This is a genomic window from Methylobacterium symbioticum, assembly GCF_902141845.1.
GTDB lineage: Bacteria > Pseudomonadota > Alphaproteobacteria > Rhizobiales > Beijerinckiaceae > Methylobacterium > Methylobacterium symbioticum.
Genome location: NZ_CABFPH010000086.1, coordinates 1 through 21,282 on the forward strand (window position 1 = coordinate 1; position 21,282 = coordinate 21,282).

20 protein-coding genes and 1 pseudogene are annotated in these 21,282 nt (G+C 72.1%); 12 read left to right on the plus strand and 9 right to left on the minus strand.

The window, feature by feature from the left end:
• Nucleotides 1–680 (plus strand): annotated as a pseudogene (locus MET9862_RS22025) (hypothetical protein); the annotation flags it as partial.
• 192 nt (nt 681–872) lie between these two features.
• On the opposite strand, the gene MET9862_RS29570 reads toward MET9862_RS22025, so the two are convergent.
• From MET9862_RS29570 to MET9862_RS22035, 3 genes are all read right to left on the minus strand, one after another.
• Nucleotides 873–2,156, minus strand: coding sequence for an MFS transporter (locus MET9862_RS29570; protein WP_185156964.1), 1,284 nt, complete (start codon nt 2,154–2,156; stop codon nt 873–875).
• Between the two features lie 93 nt (nt 2,157–2,249).
• Nucleotides 2,250–3,353, minus strand: coding sequence for a 2'-deoxycytidine 5'-triphosphate deaminase (locus MET9862_RS29575; RefSeq protein WP_185156965.1), 1,104 nt, complete (start codon nt 3,351–3,353; stop codon nt 2,250–2,252).
• An 86-nt stretch (nt 3,354–3,439) separates the two neighbouring features.
• A complete protein-coding gene (locus MET9862_RS22035) occupies nt 3,440–3,853 on the minus strand; it encodes a GFA family protein (RefSeq protein ID WP_142585009.1) in 414 nt (137 codons plus the stop codon).
• A gap of 167 nt (nt 3,854–4,020) precedes the next feature.
• Here MET9862_RS22035 and apaG point away from each other — a divergent pair, with 167 nt between their 5' ends.
• The 3 genes from apaG (at nt 4,021) to speG (ending at nt 6,248) form a co-directional block, all read left to right on the plus strand.
• The gene (gene apaG / locus MET9862_RS22040) at nt 4,021–4,413 is read left to right on the plus strand and encodes a Co2+/Mg2+ efflux facilitator ApaG/CorD (protein ID WP_142585010.1); all 393 of its coding nucleotides are present in this window, start codon (nt 4,021–4,023) and stop codon (nt 4,411–4,413) included.
• Between the two features lie 75 nt (nt 4,414–4,488).
• Complete coding sequence (gene argE, locus MET9862_RS22045; protein WP_142585011.1) at nt 4,489–5,655, plus strand: acetylornithine deacetylase; 1,167 nt, start codon at nt 4,489–4,491, stop codon at nt 5,653–5,655.
• Entirely contained in the window at nt 5,652–6,248 is a 597-nt protein-coding gene (gene speG / locus MET9862_RS22050; RefSeq protein ID WP_142585012.1) for a spermidine N1-acetyltransferase, read from the plus strand. Before argE ends, speG begins: the two co-directional genes overlap by 4 nt.
• Before the next feature lie 104 nt (nt 6,249–6,352).
• On the opposite strand, the gene MET9862_RS22055 is transcribed toward speG, so the two are convergent.
• From MET9862_RS22055 to MET9862_RS22070, 4 genes are all read right to left on the minus strand, one after another.
• Nucleotides 6,353–7,555, minus strand: coding sequence for a hypothetical protein (locus MET9862_RS22055; RefSeq protein WP_142585013.1), 1,203 nt, complete (start codon nt 7,553–7,555; stop codon nt 6,353–6,355).
• 143 nt (nt 7,556–7,698) lie between these two features.
• The gene (locus MET9862_RS22060; RefSeq protein ID WP_142585014.1) at nt 7,699–8,718 is read right to left on the minus strand and encodes an Hsp33 family molecular chaperone; all 1,020 of its coding nucleotides are present in this window, start codon (nt 8,716–8,718) and stop codon (nt 7,699–7,701) included.
• A gap of 183 nt (nt 8,719–8,901) precedes the next feature.
• Nucleotides 8,902–9,873, minus strand: coding sequence for an ornithine carbamoyltransferase (gene argF / locus MET9862_RS22065; RefSeq protein ID WP_142585015.1), 972 nt, complete (start codon nt 9,871–9,873; stop codon nt 8,902–8,904).
• A 132-nt stretch (nt 9,874–10,005) separates the two neighbouring features.
• Nucleotides 10,006–11,199, minus strand: coding sequence for an aspartate aminotransferase family protein (locus tag MET9862_RS22070; RefSeq protein WP_142585016.1), 1,194 nt, complete (start codon nt 11,197–11,199; stop codon nt 10,006–10,008).
• A 276-nt stretch (nt 11,200–11,475) separates the two neighbouring features.
• Here MET9862_RS22070 and MET9862_RS22075 point away from each other — a divergent pair, with 276 nt between their 5' ends.
• The 7 genes from MET9862_RS22075 (at nt 11,476) to MET9862_RS22105 (ending at nt 19,000) form a co-directional block, all read left to right on the plus strand.
• Nucleotides 11,476–11,949 (plus strand): RidA family protein, encoded by a 474-nt coding sequence (locus tag MET9862_RS22075; RefSeq protein WP_142585017.1) that lies wholly within the window; start codon nt 11,476–11,478, stop codon nt 11,947–11,949.
• Nucleotides 11,949–12,716, plus strand: a complete 768-nt coding sequence (locus MET9862_RS22080) for a glycerophosphodiester phosphodiesterase family protein (protein WP_185156966.1) — start codon at nt 11,949–11,951, stop codon at nt 12,714–12,716. Before MET9862_RS22075 ends, MET9862_RS22080 begins: the two co-directional genes overlap by 1 nt.
• A 76-nt stretch (nt 12,717–12,792) precedes the next feature.
• Nucleotides 12,793–13,998 (plus strand): GNAT family N-acetyltransferase, encoded by a 1,206-nt coding sequence (locus tag MET9862_RS22085; RefSeq protein ID WP_142585018.1) that lies wholly within the window; start codon nt 12,793–12,795, stop codon nt 13,996–13,998.
• Between the two features lie 11 nt (nt 13,999–14,009).
• Nucleotides 14,010–15,170, plus strand: a complete 1,161-nt coding sequence (locus tag MET9862_RS22090; protein ID WP_142585019.1) for a M20 aminoacylase family protein — start codon at nt 14,010–14,012, stop codon at nt 15,168–15,170.
• A gap of 147 nt (nt 15,171–15,317) precedes the next feature.
• Complete coding sequence (locus MET9862_RS22095; RefSeq protein WP_142585020.1) at nt 15,318–15,806, plus strand: glutathione peroxidase; 489 nt, start codon at nt 15,318–15,320, stop codon at nt 15,804–15,806.
• A gap of 207 nt (nt 15,807–16,013) precedes the next feature.
• A complete protein-coding gene (locus MET9862_RS22100) occupies nt 16,014–17,456 on the plus strand; it encodes an alpha/beta hydrolase (RefSeq protein WP_142585021.1) in 1,443 nt (480 codons plus the stop codon).
• Nucleotides 17,453–19,000, plus strand: coding sequence for a GMC family oxidoreductase (locus MET9862_RS22105; protein WP_142585022.1), 1,548 nt, complete (start codon nt 17,453–17,455; stop codon nt 18,998–19,000). The genes MET9862_RS22100 and MET9862_RS22105 overlap by 4 nt, the downstream gene beginning before the upstream one ends.
• Before the next feature lie 73 nt (nt 19,001–19,073).
• Here the strand turns inward: MET9862_RS22105 and MET9862_RS22110 are convergent, their stop codons facing one another.
• Both MET9862_RS22110 and MET9862_RS22115 read right to left on the minus strand, forming a co-directional pair.
• Nucleotides 19,074–19,790: a GNAT family N-acetyltransferase gene (locus MET9862_RS22110; RefSeq protein WP_142585023.1), complete on the minus strand. Its 717-nt coding sequence runs from the start codon at nt 19,788–19,790 to the stop codon at nt 19,074–19,076.
• A complete protein-coding gene (locus tag MET9862_RS22115; protein WP_142585024.1) occupies nt 19,787–20,410 on the minus strand; it encodes an FMN-binding negative transcriptional regulator in 624 nt (207 codons plus the stop codon). Before MET9862_RS22115 ends, MET9862_RS22110 begins: the two co-directional genes overlap by 4 nt.
• A 33-nt stretch (nt 20,411–20,443) precedes the next feature.
• Here MET9862_RS22115 and MET9862_RS22120 point away from each other — a divergent pair.
• Nucleotides 20,444–21,282: aminotransferase class I/II-fold pyridoxal phosphate-dependent enzyme (locus tag MET9862_RS22120; RefSeq protein ID WP_244612843.1), on the plus strand; the 839-nt coding region annotated here is incomplete at its 3' end.

Here is a 21,282-nt window from a genome sequence, read left to right on the forward strand (position 1 = left end):
CCGGCCCGCGCCCCGAGGACCGTCCCGTTCCGGCCGTGCCCGTGCGCGAGGGGCCGGCCAAGCGCCTGCTGCGCCGGACCGCGCCCGCGCTGATCGATCCGAAGCCGCCGGCGGCGCCGCCGCCCGTTCCGGCGCCGATGCCGGTACCTCCTGCGCCGTCCGAGCCTTCCCCCGTGACCGCAGCTCCCCCGGCCGCACCTGCCGCGCTGGCCGAGGCCGAGATTCCCCCTGCCGCGCCGGCCGGTTCGCCGCGCCGCGCGGTCGACCCGGCGATCCTGTCCGATATGGCGCGCCAGCTTCAGGCGGCGCTCGGCCGCTCGTCCTCGGCCGTCACTCCGCCGCCCGCGCCCACCTCCGCACCCCTGCGTGCGCCCGAGCCGCCTGCGCCCGCGTCGGCACCCGCCGTCGATCCCATGGCCGCTGCCATGGCGGGCGCGCCGGATCCTGCGCCTGCGAGCCCGCCTGCGCGGTCGCCTGACCCGGCCGAGAGGCCGCCCGAGCCGCGTCCGGAGCCTCCGCCGCCCGTCTCTGCTGCGCCCCCCTCGGTGCCCGCCGCGCTGCCGGTCGACGAGGCGCCGCGCCCGGCCAAGGCCGGGAGTGCGGCCAACCCCTTCTCCGTGGAGGAGATCGAGGCCGAGTTCGCCCGGCTGCTCGGCCGCCCGCTCGACAAGCGCAACTGACGCACGCCCGGAGCGGGGAATCGGGGGATCGATCTTTCAAGGCGGCCCCGCGACCCGCTTTCTCCTTCGGCAGGGAGACGGGCCCCGAGCCCTCTCTTCAGGCCCGATCGCTCCCGCCGTCCGGCCCCCCGACCGGGCTCGGCCATGAAGGCGGAGCTGCCGGTCGGGACGAGGGCCTAGTGCCCTTGGCGCTCACACGGCCTGCCGGGCCGTCTCCGGCATCAGCAGCACCGCGATGAAGCTGATCGCCGCGGCGATCCCGAGATAGGCGCCGACCCAGGCGATGCCGCCGAGCGAGACCAGGCTCTGCGCGAGGTAGGGCGCGGCCGAGGCGCCGAGGATGCCGGCGAGGTTGTAGGTGACGGAGGCGCCCGTGTAGCGCACCCGGGTCGGGAACAGCTCGGGCAGGAGCGCGCCCATCGGCCCGAAGATCCAGCCCATGGCGAAGAGCCCGAGGCAGAGGAAGCCGAGCACCAGCGGCCAGGAGCCGGAGCCCAGCATCGGCCCGAGCAGGAAGCCGAGGCCCAGGGTGAAGAGCGTGCCCGACATCACCACCGGGCGCCGCCCGAACCGGTCCGCCGCCCAGCCCGAGAGCGGGATGCCGAGCGCCATGAAGCAGACGGCCACGCACTCGAACAGCAGGAAGGCGGGCCGCGAATAGCCGAGGGTGGCCGTGCCGTAGCCGAGCGCGAACACCGTCGAGAGGTAGAACACCGCGTAGCAGGCCACCATCGCGAAGGTGCCGAGCAGCGTCGCCCGGGTGTGCTGCGTGACCACGGTGGCCAGCGGCACCTTCTCGGGCTCGGCCTTGGCGAGGGCCGCCTTGAACAGCGGCGTCTCGGTCAGCTTCAGCCGCACGTAGAGACCGACGCCGACGAGCGCCGCCGAGGCCAGGAAGGGCAGGCGCCAGCCCCAGCTCTGGAAGCTCTCCGGCGAGAGGCCGAAGCTCAGCGCCAGGAAGCAGGTATTGGCCAGGATGAAGCCCACGGGCGCCCCGAGCTGCGGGAAGATCCCGTACCAGGCGCGCTTGCCCGGCGGCGCGTTCTCGACGGCGAGCAGAGCCGCCCCGCCCCATTCACCGCCGAAGCCGAGCCCCTGGCCGAAGCGCAGGGTGCAGAGGGCGGCCGGTGCCAGCCAGCCGGCGGTGGCGTAGGTCGGCAGGCAGCCGATCAGCACCGTCGAGACACCCATGATCATCAGCGAGGCGACCAGGGTCGCCTTGCGCCCGATGCGGTCGCCGAAATGCCCGAACAGGGCGGCACCGATCGGCCGGGCCACGAAGGCGATGGCGAAGGTGGCGAAGGCCGAGAGGAGCTGCACGCCGGGCTCGCCGGGCGGGAAGAAGACCGGCCCGATCACCAGCGCGGCCGCGGTGGCGTAGATGTAGAAGTCGTAGAACTCGATCGCCGTCCCGACGAAGCTCGCGGTCAGGATGCGTCGGGCGGAGACGGGCGGGGTCGGGGTGGTCTGGAGCATGGGGCGCAACCGGGGAGTTCGGAGCGCGCCTCGTAGAGCATGGCGCGGAAAAGGGGAATCCGATTTCCGGGTGGCCGGCTCCGGCGGAAGCGATCAGGCAAAATGCTTCGAGAGCTTCAGCCCCTGCGCCTGGTAGTTCGAGCCGGCGCCCGCGCCGTAGAGGGTCGCGGGCCGTTCCGTCATGCGCTCGTAGACGAGGCGGCCGACGATCTGCCCGTCCTCCAAGAGGAACGGCACGTCGCGCGAGCGCACTTCCAGCACCGCCCGCGCGCCGGTCCCGCCCGCGCCTGCATGGCCGAAGCCCGGATCGAAGAAGCCGGCGTAGTGGACGCGGAACTCGCCGACCAAGGGATCGAACGGCACCATCTCGGCCGCGTGGTCCGGGGGGACCTGCACCGCTTCCTTGGAGGCCAGGATATAGAACTGACCGGGGTCGAGGATCAGCGTGCCGGAGCCGTCGGCGGGCAGCGTCTCCCAGAACTCGGCGACCCGGTGGCGGCCCGGCGCATCCACGTCCACGAGGCCGGTATGGCGCTTGGCGCGGTAGCCGATCAGGCCGTCGAAGCCCGCAAGGTCGACCGAGACCGCCACGCCGCCCTGGAAGGAAGGGTTGGCCGCGCTGACGAGAGGCGTCTGCGCGTGGAGCGCGGCGAGCTCGGCCTCGCGCAGGCGCGGGTCGCCGCGGCGGAAGCGGACCTGCGACAGGCGCGAGCCCGTTCGTACCAGGACGGGGAAGGTGCGGGGCGAGATCTCGGCGTAGAGCGGGCCCTGGTAGCCCGCCTCGACCTGATCGAAGGCGCTGCCGCGGTCGGTGATCACCCGGGTGAACACGTCGATGCGCCCGGTCGAACTCTTCGGGTTGGCGCTCGCGGTGAGGTCCGCGGGCAGCGCGAGCGTCTCCTGCAATTCCGCGATGTAGACGCAGCCCGTCTCCAGCACGGCGCCCGGCTGCAGGTCGATGGCGTGGAAGGACAGGGCCGCGAGGCAATCCGAGACCGGGCGCCCGCCCGGCAGGAAGCTCGTCCGCACGCGCCAGGCGCGCTGCCCGAGGCGCAGATCCAGGCTCGCGGGCTGGATCTGGTCCGACGCATAGGGGGTGGCCGGGCGGATGACGCCGGCCCCGGTGAGGGCGGCGATGGCCTGGGCCGGCAGGATGCCGGCCTGCGCATCGGGACCCTGCCTCGTGCTCTCGTCCATCCCGTGCCGCAATCCCGCCAGACCGATCGTTCCTTGTGCGCCGCGGGCGCCTAAGGTCCGGTTACCGCCCCGCCTCGCCCCCCTTCTCACGGCGCGGGATAGCGCGTGAAGCGCGGCAGCGCGTGCGCGTCCTCCATCCAGGCGAGCTGCTCCGCCGTCTGGATATGGGCGGCCGGCGGCAGGGCGTCGGGATCGTCGAGCGTGCCGGTCTGGATGTCGAGCATCCCGGGCAGCATGCGCGCGTTGCGGTAGAACAGGCCGGTGCCGCAATCCCGGCAGAACAGACGCCGTCCGTGCTCCGACGAGGCGTAGGTGGCGGGCTCGCCGCTGATCGAGACAGCCTCCTCCGGCACCATCGCCCAGGCGACCATTGGCGCGCCCGCGTGGCGGCGACAGTCGCTGCAATGGCAGAGGCAGTTGTGCAGCACGTCGGCCGACATCGTGTAGCGGATCGTTCCGCAATGGCAGCGTCCGGTGAGGGTTCGATTCACCGTGTCCATGGGCGGCCTCCTATCCTCGTCGTCGATGCCCGTCGCGACGTAATCCGCCGCAATTGACGCCGATTTCGGCGCCCACTACCACGTGGCTCCGCGATCCGAGAAGCCGTTGCGAATCGGCTCCTAATCCGGCGGTGGGGCTTGACCCTCGCGAGAGGCGAAACAGGGCGATGTACAAGGCCGAGACGCGCGGAATCAGCGTGACCGTCGAGCCCCGCTTCGTCGAGGAGGAATCCTCTCCGGGCGATAACCGATACTTCTTCGCCTACACCGTCGAGATCGTGAACAACGGCGCCGAACAGGTGCAGTTGCGCTCGCGTCACTGGCGGATCATCGACGGTCACGGCGCCTGCCAGGAGGTGCGCGGCACCGGCGTCGTCGGCAAGCAGCCGGTGCTGGAGCCGGGGGAGTCGTTCTGCTACACGAGTGGCTGCCCGCTCACCACGCCGGACGGCCTGATGGCCGGCAGCTACACGATGGCGACCGTCGCGGGCGAGAGCTTCGAGGCCGAGATCCCCGCCTTCTCCCTCGACAGTCCGCACGTGCGGCGCAGCCTGCACTGAATCCGGTTTCCGCTTCGGCGGAGAGCGCGGACGCGCGACGCCGGCGGGCCCGAACAAGCCCGAAGGATGGACCCCATGCCGGCCGGTGAGCGGCTCGAGCCCCTCGACCTCCTCGCGCGCCTCGTCGCGTTCGACACCGAGAGCACGCGCTCCAATCTCCCGCTGATCGACTGGGTCGGCACCTATCTCGACGGCTGGGGCGTGTCCTACACGCGCGTCCCGAGCGCGGCGGGCGACAAGGCGGCCCTGTTCGCCACCCTCGGCCCCCGCATCGACGGCGGGGTCGTGCTCTCCGGCCATAGCGATGTGGTGCCGGTGACGGGACAGGCCTGGACCTCCGACCCGTTCTCCCTACGCGTCGCGGATGGCCGCGCCTATGGCCGCGGCGCCGTCGATATGAAGGGCTTCTGCGCGCTGGCGCTTGCCCTGGTCCCGGAGATGCTGGCCGCGGATCTGAGGCGCCCGATCCACATCCTGCTCTCCTACGACGAGGAGACCACCTGCCTCGGTGTCGCCGACACCATCGCCCGGTTCGGCTCCGACCTGCCCCGGCCGGGCGCCGTGATCGTTGGCGAGCCGACCGACCTCGAGGTCGCGGACGCGCACAAGAGCGTGGTGACCTGCCTCACCACCGTGCACGGCCACGAGGCGCACTCCTCCAAGCCCATGCTCGGGGCGAACGCCGTGATGGCGGCGGGCGACCTCGTCGCCGGGCTCAACCGCATCGCCGATGCGATGATCGCCCGCGGCGACGCCTCGGGCCGGTTCGACCCGCCCTATACGACGGTGCATGTGGGCACGATCCAGGGCGGCACGGCCCGCAACATCCTGCCCAAGCTCTGCAGCTTCCAGTGGGAGTATCGCGGCCTGCCCGATCTCGACGCGGGAGAGATCCCGGATCTGTTCTCCGCCGAGGTCGCCCGCGTCACCGCCGAGCGGCTCAACCGCCATGGGCCTTACGGCCGGGTCGAGACCCTCGAGGAGGTCGCGGTGCCGGGGCTTGCCCCCGAGCCCGGCTCGGAGGCCGAGCGGCTGGCCCTGCGCTTGGCGAACCGCAACCACACGATCTCGGTGCCATACGCCACCGAGGCCGGACGGTTCCAGGCGGCAGGCATCCCCACCGTGGTCTGTGGCCCCGGCTCCATCGACCAGGCTCACCAGCCCGACGAGTTCATCACCCTCGACGCATTGAAGGACGGCGAGGCCTTCCTGCGCCGCCTGATCCGGGATTGCGCCGCATGAGCCACAAGTCTTTCGCACCCAGACCCCTCGAGCCGACGCCCCTCGACCGGGTGAAGCTGCGCCCGCTCGAGCGCGAGGACCTGCTCTTCGTGCACCAGCTCAACAACAACGACAGCATCATGCGCTACTGGTTCGAGGAGGCCTACGAGTCCTTCGCCGAACTGGCGCAGCTCTACGAGCGCAACATCCACAATCAGACCGAGCGGCGCTTCATCATCGCCAACGACCGCGACGAGCGGGCCGGGATGGTCGAGCTCGTGGAGATCAACCATCTGCATCGGCGCTGCGAATTCCAGATCGCGGTCCACCCCGCCTTCCAGGGGCGGGGCTATGCCTGGCAGGCGACGCGGGTCGCCATCGACTACGCCTTCAGCGTGCTCAACATCCACAAGCTCTACCTGCACGTCGACAAGGACAACCGCCGCGCCGTGCAGATCTACGAGCGCTGCGGCTTCCGCCCCGAGGGCGTGCTCAAGGACGAGTTCTTCATGAACGGCCGCTACCGCGACGCGGTGCGGATGTGCCTGTTCCAGCCCGACTATCTCGCCGGCCGCGGCGGCGGCGATATCGCCGAGCCGGTGCTGAAGAGCTGAGGTCGCTGACCCGCACGGGCGCGCGGCGGGCCGCCGCGGCATGAAAAGGGGGAGGCACCGGCGGCGCCTCCCCCTCTCACGTCCTGTCGCCTGCGGCTGGCCGGTCAGTTGCGGCCGCTGCTGCCGCCCATGCCGCCCTCGCGGCCGGCGCCGCCCTGCATGCCGCCCTGGCGTCCACCCTGCATGCCGCCGCGCTCCGTACCGCCGCGGCCCTCGCTCATGCCGCCCTGACGGCCGCCCTGGTCAGAGACGTTGCGCATGTTGCCGTCGCGCCCCGTGTCACGGCCGCCCTGGCCGCGCATGCCGGCGTTCTGCGTGCCCTCGTCGCGGTTCTGCATGCCGCCCTGGTTGCGGCCCTCGCCGCGCTCGGCATCCTGCCGGAAGCCGCGCTGCTCGCGGCCGGCGCGCTCCTCACGGCGCTCGCCGCGGATGTCGGTCCGGCTGCGTTCGCTGAAGTTCGCGTTGACGGTCCCGCTCCGTCCCGTCGAGACCGTCAGGCGGCGGTACTCGGGCGAGCCGTAGAGGACGCGCTGGCCACGGACGGTGACGTAGCGGCGCTCCTCGCCGACGCTGACGAGGCGGCGGTATTGCGGCGAGCCATAGAGCACGCGTTGACCGCGGATCGTCACGTAGCGGGTGCTCGGGCCGCTCTCACGGACGCTGACGAGGCGCTTGTACTGGGGCGAGCCGTAGAGGACGCGCTGGCCCCGGATCACCACGTAGCGCTCGCGCGGGGCGCGCTTCTCGGTGACAATCAGCCGGCGATACTCGGGCGAGCCGTAGACCACGCGCCGGCCGCCGATGACGACGAAGCGGCCCTCGCGGCGGAAGCCGCCTGCGGACACATCCGTGCGGCTGCTGTGGATGTCGGTTCGGCTGTGGCGCTCCGAGCGGTCGCGCAGGTCGGTGCGCTCGCTGCGGCGGCCGTCGCGCATGTCGCGCTCGCCCCGACCCTCGCCGCGCATGGCACGGTCGTTGGTGCGGTCGGTGTCACGAGCACCACGGGTCTCGGCGCGCTCGCCGGAGCCGTCGCGGCCGCGCTCGGCCATCGAGCCTTTGCCCGAGTCCGAGCCCTGATTCATGCTGCCGCGATCGGCGCTGCGGTCCATGCCGCCCCTGCCCGATTCCGCGCCGCCGCGCTCCATCCCGCCGCTGCGGCCCTCGGAAGCCCCCGCCTTCATGCTGGATTCGGCGCCGCCGCGGCCCATGCCGCCCCGGGCGGATTCGGACCCGCCGCCGGCCGCACCCTGGGCGTAGACCGAGGTGCTGAACAGGAGGGCCGCGAGACCCACCGCAATCTTGTTCATCGTATTTCCTCCGGATGAATTGGCTTGCCCCGAAACGTCGCAAGTCCGGAAACGGTTCACGATAAAAAGATTGCCTCGATCTCGCCTCTCGTCAGGGATCATTCAGGTCAAGCTCGAGCATAAGCTTGGCCGTTGCGAGGCCGCTATTGGGCGGGGCTCGCCTCGATCTCGCGCTCGACCTCGGCCGGATCGAGGTCGTAGCGCCGCGAGCAGAACTCGCAGGTGATGACGATGCGGCCGTCATCGGCCACCATGTCCCGGCGCTCCTGCGGCGTGAACGAGCGGATCATGCCCATCACGCGCTCCGGCGAGCAGCGGCAGGTCTCGCGCACCTCCTGGCGGTCGAAGACTCGCACGCCGCGCTCGTGGAACAGACGGTAGAGCAGGCGCTCGCTCGACACGTTCGGATCGACGAGCTCGTGATCCTCGATCGTGCCGACCAGGGAGCGCGCCTCGACCCAGGCGTCGTCCTCCGGTGCGTCCGCGCCGAGATGGACGTGGCCCTCCGGCAGGTCGCCGGGCGGCAGGTCGGCGAGCCGCGCCCGGTCCGTCGATTGCGGCAGGAACTGCACGAGGAGGCCGCCGGCCCGCCAGCGCTCGCCGTCGCCCTCGACGGCTTCCGCCACGGCGAGGCGGACCTCGGTCGGGATCTGCTCGGACTGGCGGAAATACTGGCGTGCCGCCTCCTCGAAGCTCTGGCCCTCCAGCGCCACCACGCCCTGGTAGCGGCTCGCCGCCGAGCCCTGGTCGATGGTCATGGCGAGATGCCCGTTGCCGACGAGGTCGCGGGTCCGGAGCGGGCCCGCGCCCAAAGCCGCGACCTTCTCCGCATCGAAGCGGGCGGTGGCGCGCAGGCGGTCGGGGGCCTCGAAGTCGACCACGATCATCGCGACCGGGCCGTCGGTCCGGGTCTGGAGCTGGAACCGGCCCTCGAACTTCAGCGAGGAGCCGAGAAGCACGGTCAGCGCGGCCGCCTCGCCGAGAAGGCGTGCCACCGGTTCCGGATAGCCGTGGCGGCGCAGGAGGGTGTCGATCGCGGGGCCGAGGCGCACGGCGCGCCCGCGCACGTCGAGCGCCTCGACAGCGAAGGGCAGCACGGCGTCGTCCCGGCCGTCATGGCCGTTCGCGTCGATGGGCTGGGTCCGGTCGTGTTCGGAGGTCATGTCAGCTCCGCTTGCATCGGCCCAGCCCGCCACCCCCCGCTCAGGCGGGTCGGGATGCGTGTCGGTCGGGCCGGGAGGATCTGGAAAGGGGCAGAGGCCTGCCCCACTGCTCCCATATGGTGCGCGGCCCGCAGTTTCGCGAGAGCGGGCCGTGCCCGCCGGGGCTGGCGCTGCGGGTGCCGCTCAGAGCCCGTTCGCCTTCAGGCACCAGGCCAGCACGCCCTTCTGGGCATGGAGGCGGTTCTCCGCCTCGTCGAACACCACCGATTGCGGCCCGTCCATCACCTCTTCCGTCACCTCCTCGCCGCGATGGGCCGGCAGGCAGTGCATGAAGATCGCGTCCTTTCGGGCCGCCGCCATCAGCTTGGCATTGACTTGATAGGGCGAGAGCAGGTTGTGGCGGTGCTCGCCGTCGTCGTCGCCCATCGAGACCCAGCAATCGGTCACGACCGCGTCCGCCCCATCCACTGCCGCGAAGGCGTCGGTGGTGAGGTTGACGCGCGCCCCCTCGGCCTTGGCCCAGGCCATGAGCGCGGCCGGCGGTGCCAACTCGGGCGGGGCCGCGACGTTCAGGGTGAAGTCGAGGCGGGCGGCCGCGTGCACCCAGCTCGCCAGCACGTTGTTGCCGTCGCCCGACCACGCCACCGTCCGGCCCTTGATCGGCCCGCGATGCTCCTCGAAGGTCAGCACGTCGGCCATGATCTGGCAGGGATGCGAGACCTTGGTGAGCGCGTTGATCACCGGCACGGTCGCGTACTCGGCAAGCTCCAGCATCAGCCCGTGGTCGAGGATGCGGATCATGATCGCGTCCACGAAGCGTGAGAGAACCTGCGCGGTGTCGCCGATCGTCTCGCCGCGGCCGAGTTGCATCTCGCTGCCCGTCAGCATCAGGGTCTCGCCGCCGAGATCGCGCATGGCGACGTCGAAGGAGACGCGGGTGCGCGTCGAGGGCCGGTCGAAGACCATGCCGAGATACTTGCCGGCGAGGGGGCGTTCCGTCGGCGGCTCGCCCTTGCGGCGGCGCGCCTTCATCGCGGCGCTGGCGTCGAGCATGGCGCGCAGCTCCGCCCCGGACAGGTCCTTCAGGTCGAGGAAATGGCGCGGGCCGGCGCCCGTCGCGGCAGACGCCGCTTGACCGTTCGTCTGGGCAATCATCTCACACGTCGTTTCTCATCATCTCGGTCGCGTCGGATCGGAGCCTCCGATCCGGCGCGACCCGGCGCATGGGCGCCGACGCGCAGTCGCGCGTGCACCGGGCAGGCGGGTGCCCGTCCGGCGGTCGTCTCCTCATTCCGCGGCGCCGCGCAGCCCGCCGTCGAGCTGAGCGGCCGCCGCCTCCAGGCGCTCCACGGCCTGGGCCACCTCGTCCTCGGAGACGATCAGCGGCGGCAGCAGCCGGACCACGTTGTCGCCGGCCGGAATCGCGAGCAGGTGCTCGGCCCGGGCCGCGGCGGCGAACTCGGTGTTCGGCACGCCGAGCTTGAGGCCGAGCATCAGGCCCTCGCCGCGGATCTCCAGGACGACCTGCGGGTGGCGGTCCCGCAGGCTCGCGAGCTTCTGCTTGAGGACGAGCGCGACGCGGTTCACGTGGTCGAGGAAGCCCGGCGCCAGCACAATGTCGAGCACGGCATTGCCCACCGCCATGGCGAGCGGGTTGCCGCCGAAGGTGGTGCCGTGCGAGCCCGGCACCATGCCGCGGGCCGCCTCCTTGGTGGCCAGGCAGACGCCGAGCGGGAAGCCGCCGCCGATGCCCTTGGCCGCGCTCATGATGTCGGGCGTGACGCCCGACCATTCATGCGCGAAGAGGCGCCCCGTGCGTCCGACGCCGGTCTGGACCTCGTCCATGATCAGGAGCAGGCCGTGCCGGTCGCAGAGCGCGCGCAGGTGGCGCAGCTCGGCCGCGGGCACCACACGCACGCCCCCCTCGCCCTGGATCGGCTCGATCATCAGGGCCGCGGTCTCCGGCGTGATCGCGGCCTCGAGCGCCGCCATGTCGCCGGCCGGCACCTGGTCGAAGCCGTCGACCTTCGGGCCGAAGCCCTCGATGTACTTCTGCTGCCCGCCCGCCGCGATGGTGGCGAGCGTCCGCCCGTGGAAGGCCCCCTCGAAGGTGATGATCCGGAAGCGCTCCGGATGGCCGCCGGCCGCATGGTACTTGCGCGCCATCTTGATCGCGGCCTCGTTCGCCTCGGCGCCCGAGTTGCAGAAGAAGGCGATGTCCGCGAAGGTCGCGTCGACCAGCCGCTGACCCAGCCGCTCGCCCTCCGGAATCTCGTAGAGGTTCGAGACGTGCCAGACCTTGCTCGCCTGCTCGGTGAGCGCGGCGACGAGGTGCGGATGGGCGTGGCCGAGGGCGTTCACCGCGACGCCGGCCCCGAAATCGAGATATCGCTCGCCGCCGCGCGCCACGAGCCACGCGCCCTCGCCGCGCTCGAACGCGATCGGGGCCCGTACATAGTTCGGCAGAAGGACGGATGTCACAGGTCCCATCTCCGTTGTCCGGCGCGCGACGCGGGCCCAGGGGCGCCCGCAGAAATGAAAGTGCCGCCTCGTCACCGGGGCGGCACGCGCGCGATTACTATGAAACAGCGGTCCTCTGTCAATGATTTGACAGGCATGGCCGCCACGCTGCCCCTCTTTCGGGCAGCAGTCCGCCCGTGTCCCGCTCATGGCTCTCCTCTGGCTCAGCCACCTTGCGCGGGCTCCCATGCCTGTGCTCAGACCCGCCCGGGTCTTCGAACCAGACGGGGAATCGACATGAGCACCATCAAGGAGCGGCTGCAGACGCTCGGCCTCACCCTGCCGAAGGCGGCGGCGCCGGTCGCGAACTACGTACCCTTCGTGCGCACGGGCAACCTCGTGGTGATCTCCGGCCAGATCTGCTTCGGCGCGGACGGCAAGCTCAGCGCCGAGCACACCGGCAAGCTCGGCGACACGGTCTCGAACGAGGCGGGCGTGGCTGCGGCGCGACTCTGCGCGCTCAACGTGCTCGCCCAGCTCGAGGCGGCGGTGGGCGACCTCGACCACGCGGTCGAGCAATGCGTGCGGCTCGGCGGCTTCATCAACGCGGTCCCGAGCTTCAGTGGCCTCGCCCCGATCATGAACGGCGCCTCCGACCTGATGGTCGCGCTGCTCGGCGACCGCGGCCGCCATGCCCGCTCGACGGTCGGCGTCGCCGAGCTTCCCCTCGACGCCGCCGTCGAGGTCGAGGCGATGTTCGAGGTCCGCTGATGCGGGCCTCCACCGGGATACAGGCCCCCGCCTGGCTGGTCGCCCGCCCGATCGCCCATCGCGGCCTGCATGATCGGGCGGCGGGCATCCCGGAGAACACGGTCGCGGCGGCCCGCGCCGCGATCGCGCACGGCTTCGCCATCGAATGCGACGTGCAGATGAGCGCCGACGGCGAAGCGATGGTGTTCCACGATGCCGCCCTCGGACGCCTCACCGGGGCGGCGGAGGCGGTCTCGGCCCTGAGCGCCGCCGCGCTCGGACAGCTTGCGGTGGGGGGGACGCCCGAGCGTATCCCGACCCTGCCGCGCTTCCTCGCCGAGATCGGCGGACGGGTGCCGCTCGTCGTCGAGGTCAAGTCGCGCTTCGACGGCGATCTGGCGCTTGCCGAGCGGGTCGCGGCCGTGGTCGCGGATTACGAGGGCCCGCTCGCGGTGAAGTCGTTCGATCCGCGCGTGGTGGCGGCCCTGCGCGGGCGCCTGCCCGAGCGCGTTCCCCGCGGCATCGTCGCCGAGTCCACGCAGGACGACCCGGCCTACGCGGCGCTTGCCCCCTCGGAGCGGCGCTCGCTCTCGGACCTCCTCCATATCGCCGAGAGCCGGCCCGACTTCCTGTCCTGGCGGGTGGACGACCTGCCGAACGCCGCGACCCATCTCGCCCGCCTGCTCGGCGGGTTGCCGGTGATGGCCTGGACGGTGCGGACCGACGACCAGCGCGCGCGTGCCGCCGCGCATGCGGACCAGATGGTGTTCGAGGGCTTCGTGCCCTGAGGGAATAGGCGGCCGCGACCACGCGTAGCCGAACCGCCGCTTGGCCGCTCCCCGCCGCGCGCCTATCATGCCGGCCATGGAGACACCCGGCGCGACGCCCGAGGCCACGACCGCGCTGCAGGTGCGCGCCCTGCCCGGACTCAAGGAGATCGGCGCACAGGTCTGGGACGCCTGCGCCACCTCGTCCGAGACCCTGGGCGCCGGCGACGAGACCCACAACCCCTTCCTCTCCCACGCCTTCCTCTCGGCACTGGAGGATTCGGGCTGCGCCTCGCGGAAGGCCGGCTGGCTGCCGCTGCACGTGGTGCTGGAGCGGGAGGGGCGGACACTGGGGCTCGTGCCCTGCTACCTGAAGAATCACAGCCAGGGCGAATACGTGTTCGACCATGGTTGGGCCGACGCCTACGAGCGGGCGGGCGGCAGCTACTACCCGAAGCTGCAGGTCAGCGTCCCCTTCACGCCGGTCACCGGCCCACGCTTCCTGATCGCCCCGGGAGAGGATCCGGACACCGTCACCGCCGGGCTGATCGCGGGTCTGCGCGCGCTCCGGGCGCAGACGGAGGCCTCCTCGATCCACGTCACCTTCATGCGCGAGGCGGAGTGGGAGCGCGCCGGCGCAGCCGGCTTCCTCAAGCGCACGGACCAGCAGTTCCACTGGGTGAATGCGGGCTACGCCACCTTCGACGACTTCCTGGATTCCCTCGCCGCGCGCAAGCGCAAGGTCATCCGCCGCGAGCGGCGCGACGCGCTCGGTCCCGGCATCACGATCGAGCACCTCACCGGCGCCGACATCACCGAGGCGCACTGGGACGCCTTCTTCGCCTTCTACACGGATACGGGTGCTCGCAAATGGGGTAGCCCCTATCTCAACCGGCGCTTCTTCTCGCTGCTCTCCGAGCGCATGGCGGGCCGCGTGCTCCTGATCATGGCCCGTCGCGAAGGCCGCTACATCGCGGGCGCGATCAACCTGATCGGCGACGCGGCGCTCTACGGGCGCAATTGGGGTTGCATCGAGGATCACCCCTTCCTGCATTTCGAGGTCTGCTACTACCAGGCCATCGACTTCGCGATCGCGCGGGGGCTCCGCCGCGTCGAGGCCGGCGCGCAGGGCGAGCACAAGCTTGCCCGCGGCTACCGCCCCGTGCTCATGCATTCCGCCCACGACATTGCCGACCCAGGGTTACGCAGGGCCGTGGCCGACTACTTGCGACGGGAGCGCGCCCATGTGGACGCCCTCGTGGGCGAGTTCGAGACCCTGACCCCATTCAAGCGCACCTGCTGAGCCGAGACCCGATGAGCCCGATCGACCGCATCCAGACCTACGCCGACGAGCTGACCGCCCTGCGGCGCGACCTGCACGCCCATCCCGAGCTCGGCTTCGAGGAGGTGCGGACCTCCGGCATCGTCGCCGACCTGCTCACGGGCTACGGCATCGAGGTGCATCGGGGTGTCGGCGGCACCGGCGTCGTCGGAATCCTCAAGGGCCGCAGCGACAACGGCCGCCGCATCGGCCTGCGCGCCGACATGGACGCCCTGCCGATCGAGGAGGAGACCAACCTCCCGTATCGCTCCACCTATCCGGGTAAGATGCACGCCTGCGGGCATGACGGGCACACCACGATGCTGGTGGGCGCCGCGCGCTACCTCGCCGAGACCCGCGACTTCGACGGCACCGCGATCTTCGTGTTCCAGCCCGCCGAGGAGGGCCTCGGCGGCGCCCGCGCCATGCTCGCTGACGGCCTGTTCGAGCGCTTCCCCTGCGACGAGATCTACGGCCTGCACAACCAGCCGAACGGGCCGCACGGGGCGATCAAGCTGCGCCCCGGCCCGATCATGGCGGCGGCCGACTTCTTCGACATCAAGGTCCGCGGCCGCGGCATCCACGCGGCGCAGCCCCATCACGGCGTCGACCCGATCCTGATCTCCACCGCGCTCGCCCAGGCGATGCAGTCGATCGTCTCGCGCAACGCCGACCCGCTGAAGTCGATCGTGATCTCGATCACCCGCATCCAGGCGGGCTCAGCCTACAACATCGTGCCCGAGAGCGCGGAGCTCGCCGGCACCATCCGCACCTTCGACCGGGACCTCCGCGCGCTGGCCTCCCGCCGCATCCGGGAGCTGGCCGCAGGCTACGCCGCGGCCTACGGCGCCGAGATCGACGTCGAGATCAAGGACGTGTTCTCGGTGCTGGAGAACGCCCCCGAGCAGGCCGCGGCAGCGGCCGAGATCGCCGCCGAGGTGGTCGGCACCGACAAGGTCGACGTCAACGCCAGCCCGCGCATGGGCAGCGAGGATTTCGCCGACATGACCCTGGCGGTTCCCGGCGCCTATGCTTGGCTCGGCTCAAATCCGGGGCCGGGGCTCCACAATGCGAGCTACAACTTCGACGACACGATCATCCCGATCGGCAGCGCCTACCTCGCCCGGCTGGTGGAGCGGCGCACCGCGGCGTAGCTGGAGGCGCGGTGCGCTGCGCACCCGCCGAACTGTGGTGCATGCGATGCAGCGCGGTTCGCCCGCGCGATGGCGCGGCGGCGGCCATCCGCCGGACGCGCCGACCCGACCAGCGGTCGGGCCGGCGCACTTTGGTATGAGACCCGCATGACGACGATCCACGACTTCTCGCCCCGGCAGGCCGACGGCGCGCCGCATCCCCTGGCGCAGTATCGCGGCCGGCCGGTGCTCATCGTCAACACGGCCTCGAAATGCGGCTTCACTGGCCAGTATGCCGGGCTGGAAGCCCTGTGGCGCCGCCACCGCGGCCGCGGATTGGCGGTGCTCGCCTTCCCCTGCAACCAGTTCGGCGCACAGGAGCCGGGCGACGCCGCTGAGATCGCCCGCTTCTGCAGCCTGAGCTACGACGTCACCTTTCCCGTCCTCGCCAAGGTGAAGGTGAACGGGCCGGAGGCTGACCCGCTCTTCGTGCATCTGAAGCGCGAGAAGGCGGGTCTGTTCGGGTTTTCCGCGATCAAGTGGAACTTCACCAAGTTCCTGGCCGGCGGCGATGGCCGCGTGATCGGCCGCTACGGGCCGAAGACAAAGCCTGAAGACCTGGATGGCGCGATCGAGACGGCATTGCGCGCGGCCTAGTCGTCGCGGCCGGATCCAACAGAGACTTGCGGCGCCTTCATAGAAGCCGGGACAGGCTCGGCCCGGGCGAGCGCGGCAAAGAACGGATCTCCCACAGCTCTCGCGATGCGGGTCCGAAGGTTCCGTCCAAGTCGATATCTGCACCAGTGGCGAGGGGTCGCGGGCAAGCCCGCTTGATCCATGTGAAGTCAGCGCGATCTCGGCCGCATGAGTCATCCCGCCTCCCTGCCCGACCTGCTCGTCGGCCTCCATTTTCTCGGCGGCAGCGCGCGCAGCTGGGAGCCTGTCGCGGCGCACCTCGCCACGCCCTGCCTCGCCCTCGACCTGCCCGGCTTCGGCGCGGCCGCGGACATCGCCGGCTTCGACGTCGCCGCGATGGCCGATCATGTGGCTGCCCGGATCGCCGCAGCGGCGCCCGGGCGCTTCGCGCTGGCCGGCCACAGCATGGGCGCCAAGGTCGCTCTCGCGCTCGCCCGCCGCGCCGAGGACGGCGACCCCGCGCTTCGCGGGCTGGCCCGCCTCGTCCTCGTCGCCGGCTCGCCGCCGAGTCCGGAGCCGATCCCGGAAGACCGGCGGGCGGCGATGCTCGCCTGGATCGACGCGGATCCGGCCACCCGAGCCCAAGAGGCCCGCGCCTTCATCCGGCAGAATGTCGGCGCGCCGCTTGCCCCGGAGGCGGAGGAGGATGCGGCGGTCGCCGACGTGCTGCGCGCCGCGCCTGCCGCGTGGCGCGCCTGGATCGAATCCGGCGCGAACGAGGATTGGTGCGCGCGTGTCGGCGTGCTGCGCACCCCCGCCCTGATCCTGGCGGGCTCGGAGGATGCCGATCTCGGGCCCGTGGCCCAGCGCGCGCTCACCGTCCCGCATCTCGCCCATCACCGCATCGCCGTCCTCGATGGGGCCGGCCACCTCCTGCCCCTGGAGCGGCCGGAGGCCGTGGCCGGGCTGATCGCGGAGCACCTCGCCGCGGACGATCCGGCACCATCGCCCCCACCGGAGATCCCGGCGGCCTACGCCGCGCTAATCGCCTCGGAGCGGGTCAATCCGCGCCTGCGGGCGGTGCTCACCGAGCGGGCGCAACCGGATGATCCGGCCTACGCGCCGACGTTCCTCGACCCGGTCGAGCTCGCCCTGCTCCGGGCGGTGGTCGCCCGCGTGGTGCCGCGGGCCGGTTTCGACATCGCCACGCGGCTCGATGCCCGCCTCGCCTCCGGTGCCTCGGACGGCTGGCGCTTCGCCGCGCTGCCGCCGGACGGGGAGGCCTACCGGGCAGGCCTGCGCAGCCTCGACGCGGCCTCCCGCGAAGAGGGCACGCCCTTCCTCGCCCGCGACGGGGCCGGACAGGACGCGCTGCTGAAGGCCGCGCAGGCAGGACGGCTGACCGTGCCGGCCATGGATCGCCCCGGGCTCGATGCCGAGCGGCTATGCCTGTGGTTCGAGGATCTGCGCGCCGATGCGGTGCGCAGCTATCTTGCCCATCCCATCGCGCTGGCCCGGATGGGCTTCTCGGGCATCGGCGCGGGCGGCACCGGCGAGACGGATGCTGACGGGCTCGCCAAGGGTCTGCCGGGCTTCGCCCGCGCGTCGGGCCCGCCGGAGCCCTGGGAGCCGAGAGCCGTCATCCGCGAAGTTGAGGACCCCGTCCGATGAGGCTCGACCATCAGCGCCGCTATGCCGAGGACGAGGTGGTCGATGCGGTGGTGATCGGCACGGGCGCGGGCGGTGCGCCCGTCCTCGCCCGCCTCGCCGCTGCGGGACTGAAGGTCGTCGCCCTGGAGGCGGGACCGAATTTCGAGCCCGCCGCCTTCGCCTTCGACGAGACCCTCGCCGACGAGATCTACTGGACTGAGGAGCGCCTCAGCGGCGGCTCGACCCCGGAGGCGTTCGGGGCCAACAACAGCGGCACCGGGGTCGGCGGCTCGACCCTGCACTGGGGCGCCTTCGTGCCCCGTCCGGACCGGCGCGACTTCGCGCTTCGCACCGAGACGGGGGAGGGCTGCGACTGGCCGCTCACCCTCGACGACCTGCTGCCCTTCTACGCGCGCGTCGAGGACTTCATCGGTGTCTCGGGCGCGCCGGACTATCCGTGGGATCCCGGTCGCCGCTATCCCCTGCCCCCGGTCCCGCGCAACGGGCCGGCCGAGATCATGGCGCTCGCCTGCGGCCGGACGGGCCTGCGCGCCGCGGACGCGCCCGCAGCGGTGGTCTCGCGGGACTTCCAGCAGGCGGACGGGCCGGCGCGCGCGGCCTGCATCCAGTGCGGCTACTGCCACCAGGGCTGCCGCACCGGCGCCAAGACCAGCATGGACGTGACCTACCTGCCCTACGCCGTGCGCCACGGCGCCGAGATCCGGCCGGAGAGCGTGGTGCACGGACTCGAGCGGGACCGCATCGGCCGCATCACGGCCGTGATCTACCGTAGCGGCGGCGTCGACCGGCGGCAGGCCTGCGGCGCGGTCTATCTCTGCGCGGGCGCCGTCGAGACGCCGCGGCTCCTGCTGAATCTCGGCCTCGCCAACGGCTCGGGCCAGGTCGGGCGCAACTATATGGGCCACGTGGCGACGCAGGTCTGGGGCAGTTTCCCCGATGAGATCCGCATGAACCGGGGCTACCCCTCCGCGCTCATCACCGAGGACATGGTGCGGCCTGAAGGCGCCGATTTCGCTGGCGGCTATCTGGTCCAGAGCCTCGGCGTGCAGCCGCTGACCCTCGCCAATGCGGTGGCGCGCTCCCGCGGCCTGTGGGGCGAGGCGCTGCACGCGTGCCTCGCGGGCTACAACCACCTCGCCGGGATCGGCATCAACGGCGAGACCCTGCCCTGCGACGAGAACCGGCTCACGCTCGTCGACGAGACCGATGCGCTGGGCCTCGCCAAGGCGCGGGTCAGCTTCGGCTACGGCGAGAACGAGCGGCGCCTCAACGCGCATGCCACAGCGCTCATGACCGATCTCTGGAAGGCGGCCGGCGCCGCCGACATCTGGGTGCTGGAACGGGTCGCCCACACGATCGGCACCTGCCGCATGGGCCGCGACGGCGACAGCGCCGTGGTCGATCCCTACGGGCGCAGCTTTGAGATCGACAACCTCTGGATCAGCGACGGCTCGACCTTCCCGAGTTCGCTCGCGGCGAACCCGGCGCTCACCATCATGGCGCTGGGGCTGCGCAGCGCGGAGGCGTTCCTGAAGCGCGATTGAGCCGGCGCCGACTCTCCCTTCCCCCTACCCTTCCCCAGAGGGGAAGGGCGGTCGTCGCGCCGGTCCGGTCCCGTCAGGCCGGAATGTCGGACCGGATCTCGGCGAGGCCGCGGCATTGCCGCCCATCGTCCGAAAAATTCTCCGGGGCGAGCCAGGCCGCGAAGGCGGCCTGCACCCGTGGCCATTCGGTGTCGGTGATCGAGAACCAAGCGGTGTCGCGCGAGCGGCCCTTCACCACCACGGCGTTGCGGAAGATGCCCTCGAAGGTGAAGCCGAGGCGCACAGCCGCCGCGCGGGAGGGCGCGTTGAGGCTGTCGCATTTCCACTCGTAGCGCCGGTAGCCGAGGCCGAAGGCGCGCGCCATCATCAGCGCCATCGCCTCTGTGGCCGCGCGGGTCCGCTGCAGGGCCGGGCCCAGATGGATGTGCCCGACCTCGATGCTGCCGTTGCCCGGATCGATGCGCAGATACGAGGCGATCCCGGCCGCGCGCCCGGTCGCCCGGTCACGGATCGCGAAGAAGATCGGGTCGGATCCGGCGGCCTGCGCCGCGAGGCCGGCGCGGTAGGCCTCCACCTCCGTCGGCCGCTCGCCGGGTAGATAGGTCCAGCTCCGCGCGTCCGGCGCGGCGGTGAAGGCCGTAAACAGGTCGTCCCCGTGAATCTCCGGGTCGAGGGGTTCGAGCCGGCAGGCGCGGCCCTCCATCGGCGTGCGGGACGGTAGCGGGCGTGGGGCCCAGCCCGGCAGGTCGGGGCCGACCGGCTGGCCGAAGGCGTTGCGGCGCGGGCTCATCGGCGGGGCTCCGCGACGAGGGCGGCGACCGCGGCGAGACCCTCGGCCGCGAGGCCGCGCGCCACGCCCGCCCGGTCCTCGGCTGCGCGGTTCTGGCTCATCTTCCACTTGCCCGCGACCTCGGTCAGGACGATCTCGACGCCGACGATGGCGCGCAGCTGGGCCGCGACGAAGGGCTCCGGCGCGTCCGAGACCGCCCAGGGCTCGGGCCGCCCGCCCTCGCGCGCGGCGGTGAGGTCGTCCACCTGCCGCCTCAGCCAGCCCGCATCGGAGATCGCCCGCGGCCGGCCCCGCGCCTGCACGGTGGCGTAGTTCCAGGTCGGCACGACGCGGCCGGTCTCGCGCTTCGTCGCGTACCAGGACGGCGTGACATAGGCCTCAGGCCCCTGGAACACGACCAGGCAGTCTTCGACCGCCTCCAGTTCCCGCCATTGCAGGTTGGCCCGGGCCAGGTGCGCCCGCAGCACGCCGTGCTCGCCTTCGGCGTAGAGGAGGAACGGCACCGGGTTCGCCATCAGCCCGCCCGGCCCCGCCGTGACGAGGAGCCCGAGCGGGTGGGCGCGCACCAGTGCGGCAAGCACCGCGCGGCCCTCCTCCCGGAAATGCGGCGGCTGGTACACGGACCTCTCCCTCCAAGCGACGTGAGCCAAGGCTTGACGGGGCAATGGCTCACCGGAAAGATCCATTTCCAGGTCATCGACTGGACCAATTGCGCCGTGCCGACCTTGCGGATTCCGGGTGGTCCCCTGCCCCTGGCCATCGGGCTCGATCCCGATGCGGAGGTGCCCCTGCACGTCCAGCTCCGCGACGCCCTGCGCGAGGCCATCCTGTCGCGCCGCCTCGCGCCGGGCAGCCGCATCCCGGCCTCGCGGGTGCTCGCAGCCGATCTCGGCTGCGCCCGCGGCACGGTGCTGCTCGCCCTGGAGCAGCTCGCCGCCGAGGGCTACCTCGTGGCGCGCACCGGCTCTGGCACCCGCGTCGCCGCGACCTTGCCGGAGGATCTCGCGCCGCCGGCCCCGGCTCCCACCGGGCCGGTGGTGCTGCCCCCGGTCCTGTCGCGGCGGGGCGTCGCGCTCGCGGCCTCGGGGCCGCGCGCCTACCTGTCCGGTCCCGAGGCGCCCGACGCCTTCGCCCTCGGCCGGCCGGCCCTCGACGCCTTCCCCTTCGCGGTCTTCGCCAAGCTGATCCAGGCGGAGTGGCGGGACGGACCGCCCTCCGCGCCCCACCCGCTCGGCCTGCCGGCCCTGCGCCGCGCGGTGGCGGCCTATCTCGCGGCCGGCCGGGGCGTCGCCTGCGCGCCCGAGGACGTCATCGTGACCGCCGGCATCCGGCAGAGCCTCCGCCTGCTCGCGCGGCTGCTGCTCGACCCCGGCGAGGCGGCCTATGTCGAGGATCCGGGCTTTCCCGGCATCGCCCGGGCGCTCGCCGAGGCGGGCCTGAGGCCGGTGCCCGTGCCCGTCGGGCCCGGCGGCCTCGCGGTCGCAGCGGCGCG

What these genes read in the sequence shown, in the direction of transcription:
- argF (WP_142585015.1), bottom strand. Translation starts at nt 9,873, where the DNA reads ATGATTGCCCAGACGAACGGTCAAGCGGCGTCTGCCGCGACGGGCGCC.
- MET9862_RS22110 (WP_142585023.1), bottom strand. Translation starts at nt 19,790, where the DNA reads ATGAGCCCGCGCCGCAACGCCTTCGGCCAGCCGGTCGGCCCCGACCTG.
- apaG (WP_142585010.1), top strand. Translation starts at nt 4,021, where the DNA reads ATGTACAAGGCCGAGACGCGCGGAATCAGCGTGACCGTCGAGCCCCGC.
- MET9862_RS22055 (WP_142585013.1), bottom strand. Translation starts at nt 7,555, where the DNA reads ATGAACAAGATTGCGGTGGGTCTCGCGGCCCTCCTGTTCAGCACCTCG.
- MET9862_RS22075 (WP_142585017.1), top strand. Translation starts at nt 11,476, where the DNA reads ATGAGCACCATCAAGGAGCGGCTGCAGACGCTCGGCCTCACCCTGCCG.
- MET9862_RS22035 (WP_142585009.1), bottom strand. Translation starts at nt 3,853, where the DNA reads ATGGACACGGTGAATCGAACCCTCACCGGACGCTGCCATTGCGGAACG.
- MET9862_RS22095 (WP_142585020.1), top strand. Translation starts at nt 15,318, where the DNA reads ATGACGACGATCCACGACTTCTCGCCCCGGCAGGCCGACGGCGCGCCG.
- MET9862_RS29570 (WP_185156964.1), bottom strand. Translation starts at nt 2,156, where the DNA reads ATGCTCCAGACCACCCCGACCCCGCCCGTCTCCGCCCGACGCATCCTG.
- speG (WP_142585012.1), top strand. Translation starts at nt 5,652, where the DNA reads ATGAGCCACAAGTCTTTCGCACCCAGACCCCTCGAGCCGACGCCCCTC.
- MET9862_RS22085 (WP_142585018.1), top strand. Translation starts at nt 12,793, where the DNA reads ATGGAGACACCCGGCGCGACGCCCGAGGCCACGACCGCGCTGCAGGTG.
- MET9862_RS22090 (WP_142585019.1), top strand. Translation starts at nt 14,010, where the DNA reads ATGAGCCCGATCGACCGCATCCAGACCTACGCCGACGAGCTGACCGCC.
- MET9862_RS22060 (WP_142585014.1), bottom strand. Translation starts at nt 8,718, where the DNA reads ATGACCTCCGAACACGACCGGACCCAGCCCATCGACGCGAACGGCCAT.
- MET9862_RS22100 (WP_142585021.1), top strand. Translation starts at nt 16,014, where the DNA reads ATGAGTCATCCCGCCTCCCTGCCCGACCTGCTCGTCGGCCTCCATTTT.
- MET9862_RS22105 (WP_142585022.1), top strand. Translation starts at nt 17,453, where the DNA reads ATGAGGCTCGACCATCAGCGCCGCTATGCCGAGGACGAGGTGGTCGAT.
- argE (WP_142585011.1), top strand. Translation starts at nt 4,489, where the DNA reads ATGCCGGCCGGTGAGCGGCTCGAGCCCCTCGACCTCCTCGCGCGCCTC.
- MET9862_RS29575 (WP_185156965.1), bottom strand. Translation starts at nt 3,353, where the DNA reads ATGGACGAGAGCACGAGGCAGGGTCCCGATGCGCAGGCCGGCATCCTG.
- MET9862_RS22080 (WP_185156966.1), top strand. Translation starts at nt 11,949, where the DNA reads ATGCGGGCCTCCACCGGGATACAGGCCCCCGCCTGGCTGGTCGCCCGC.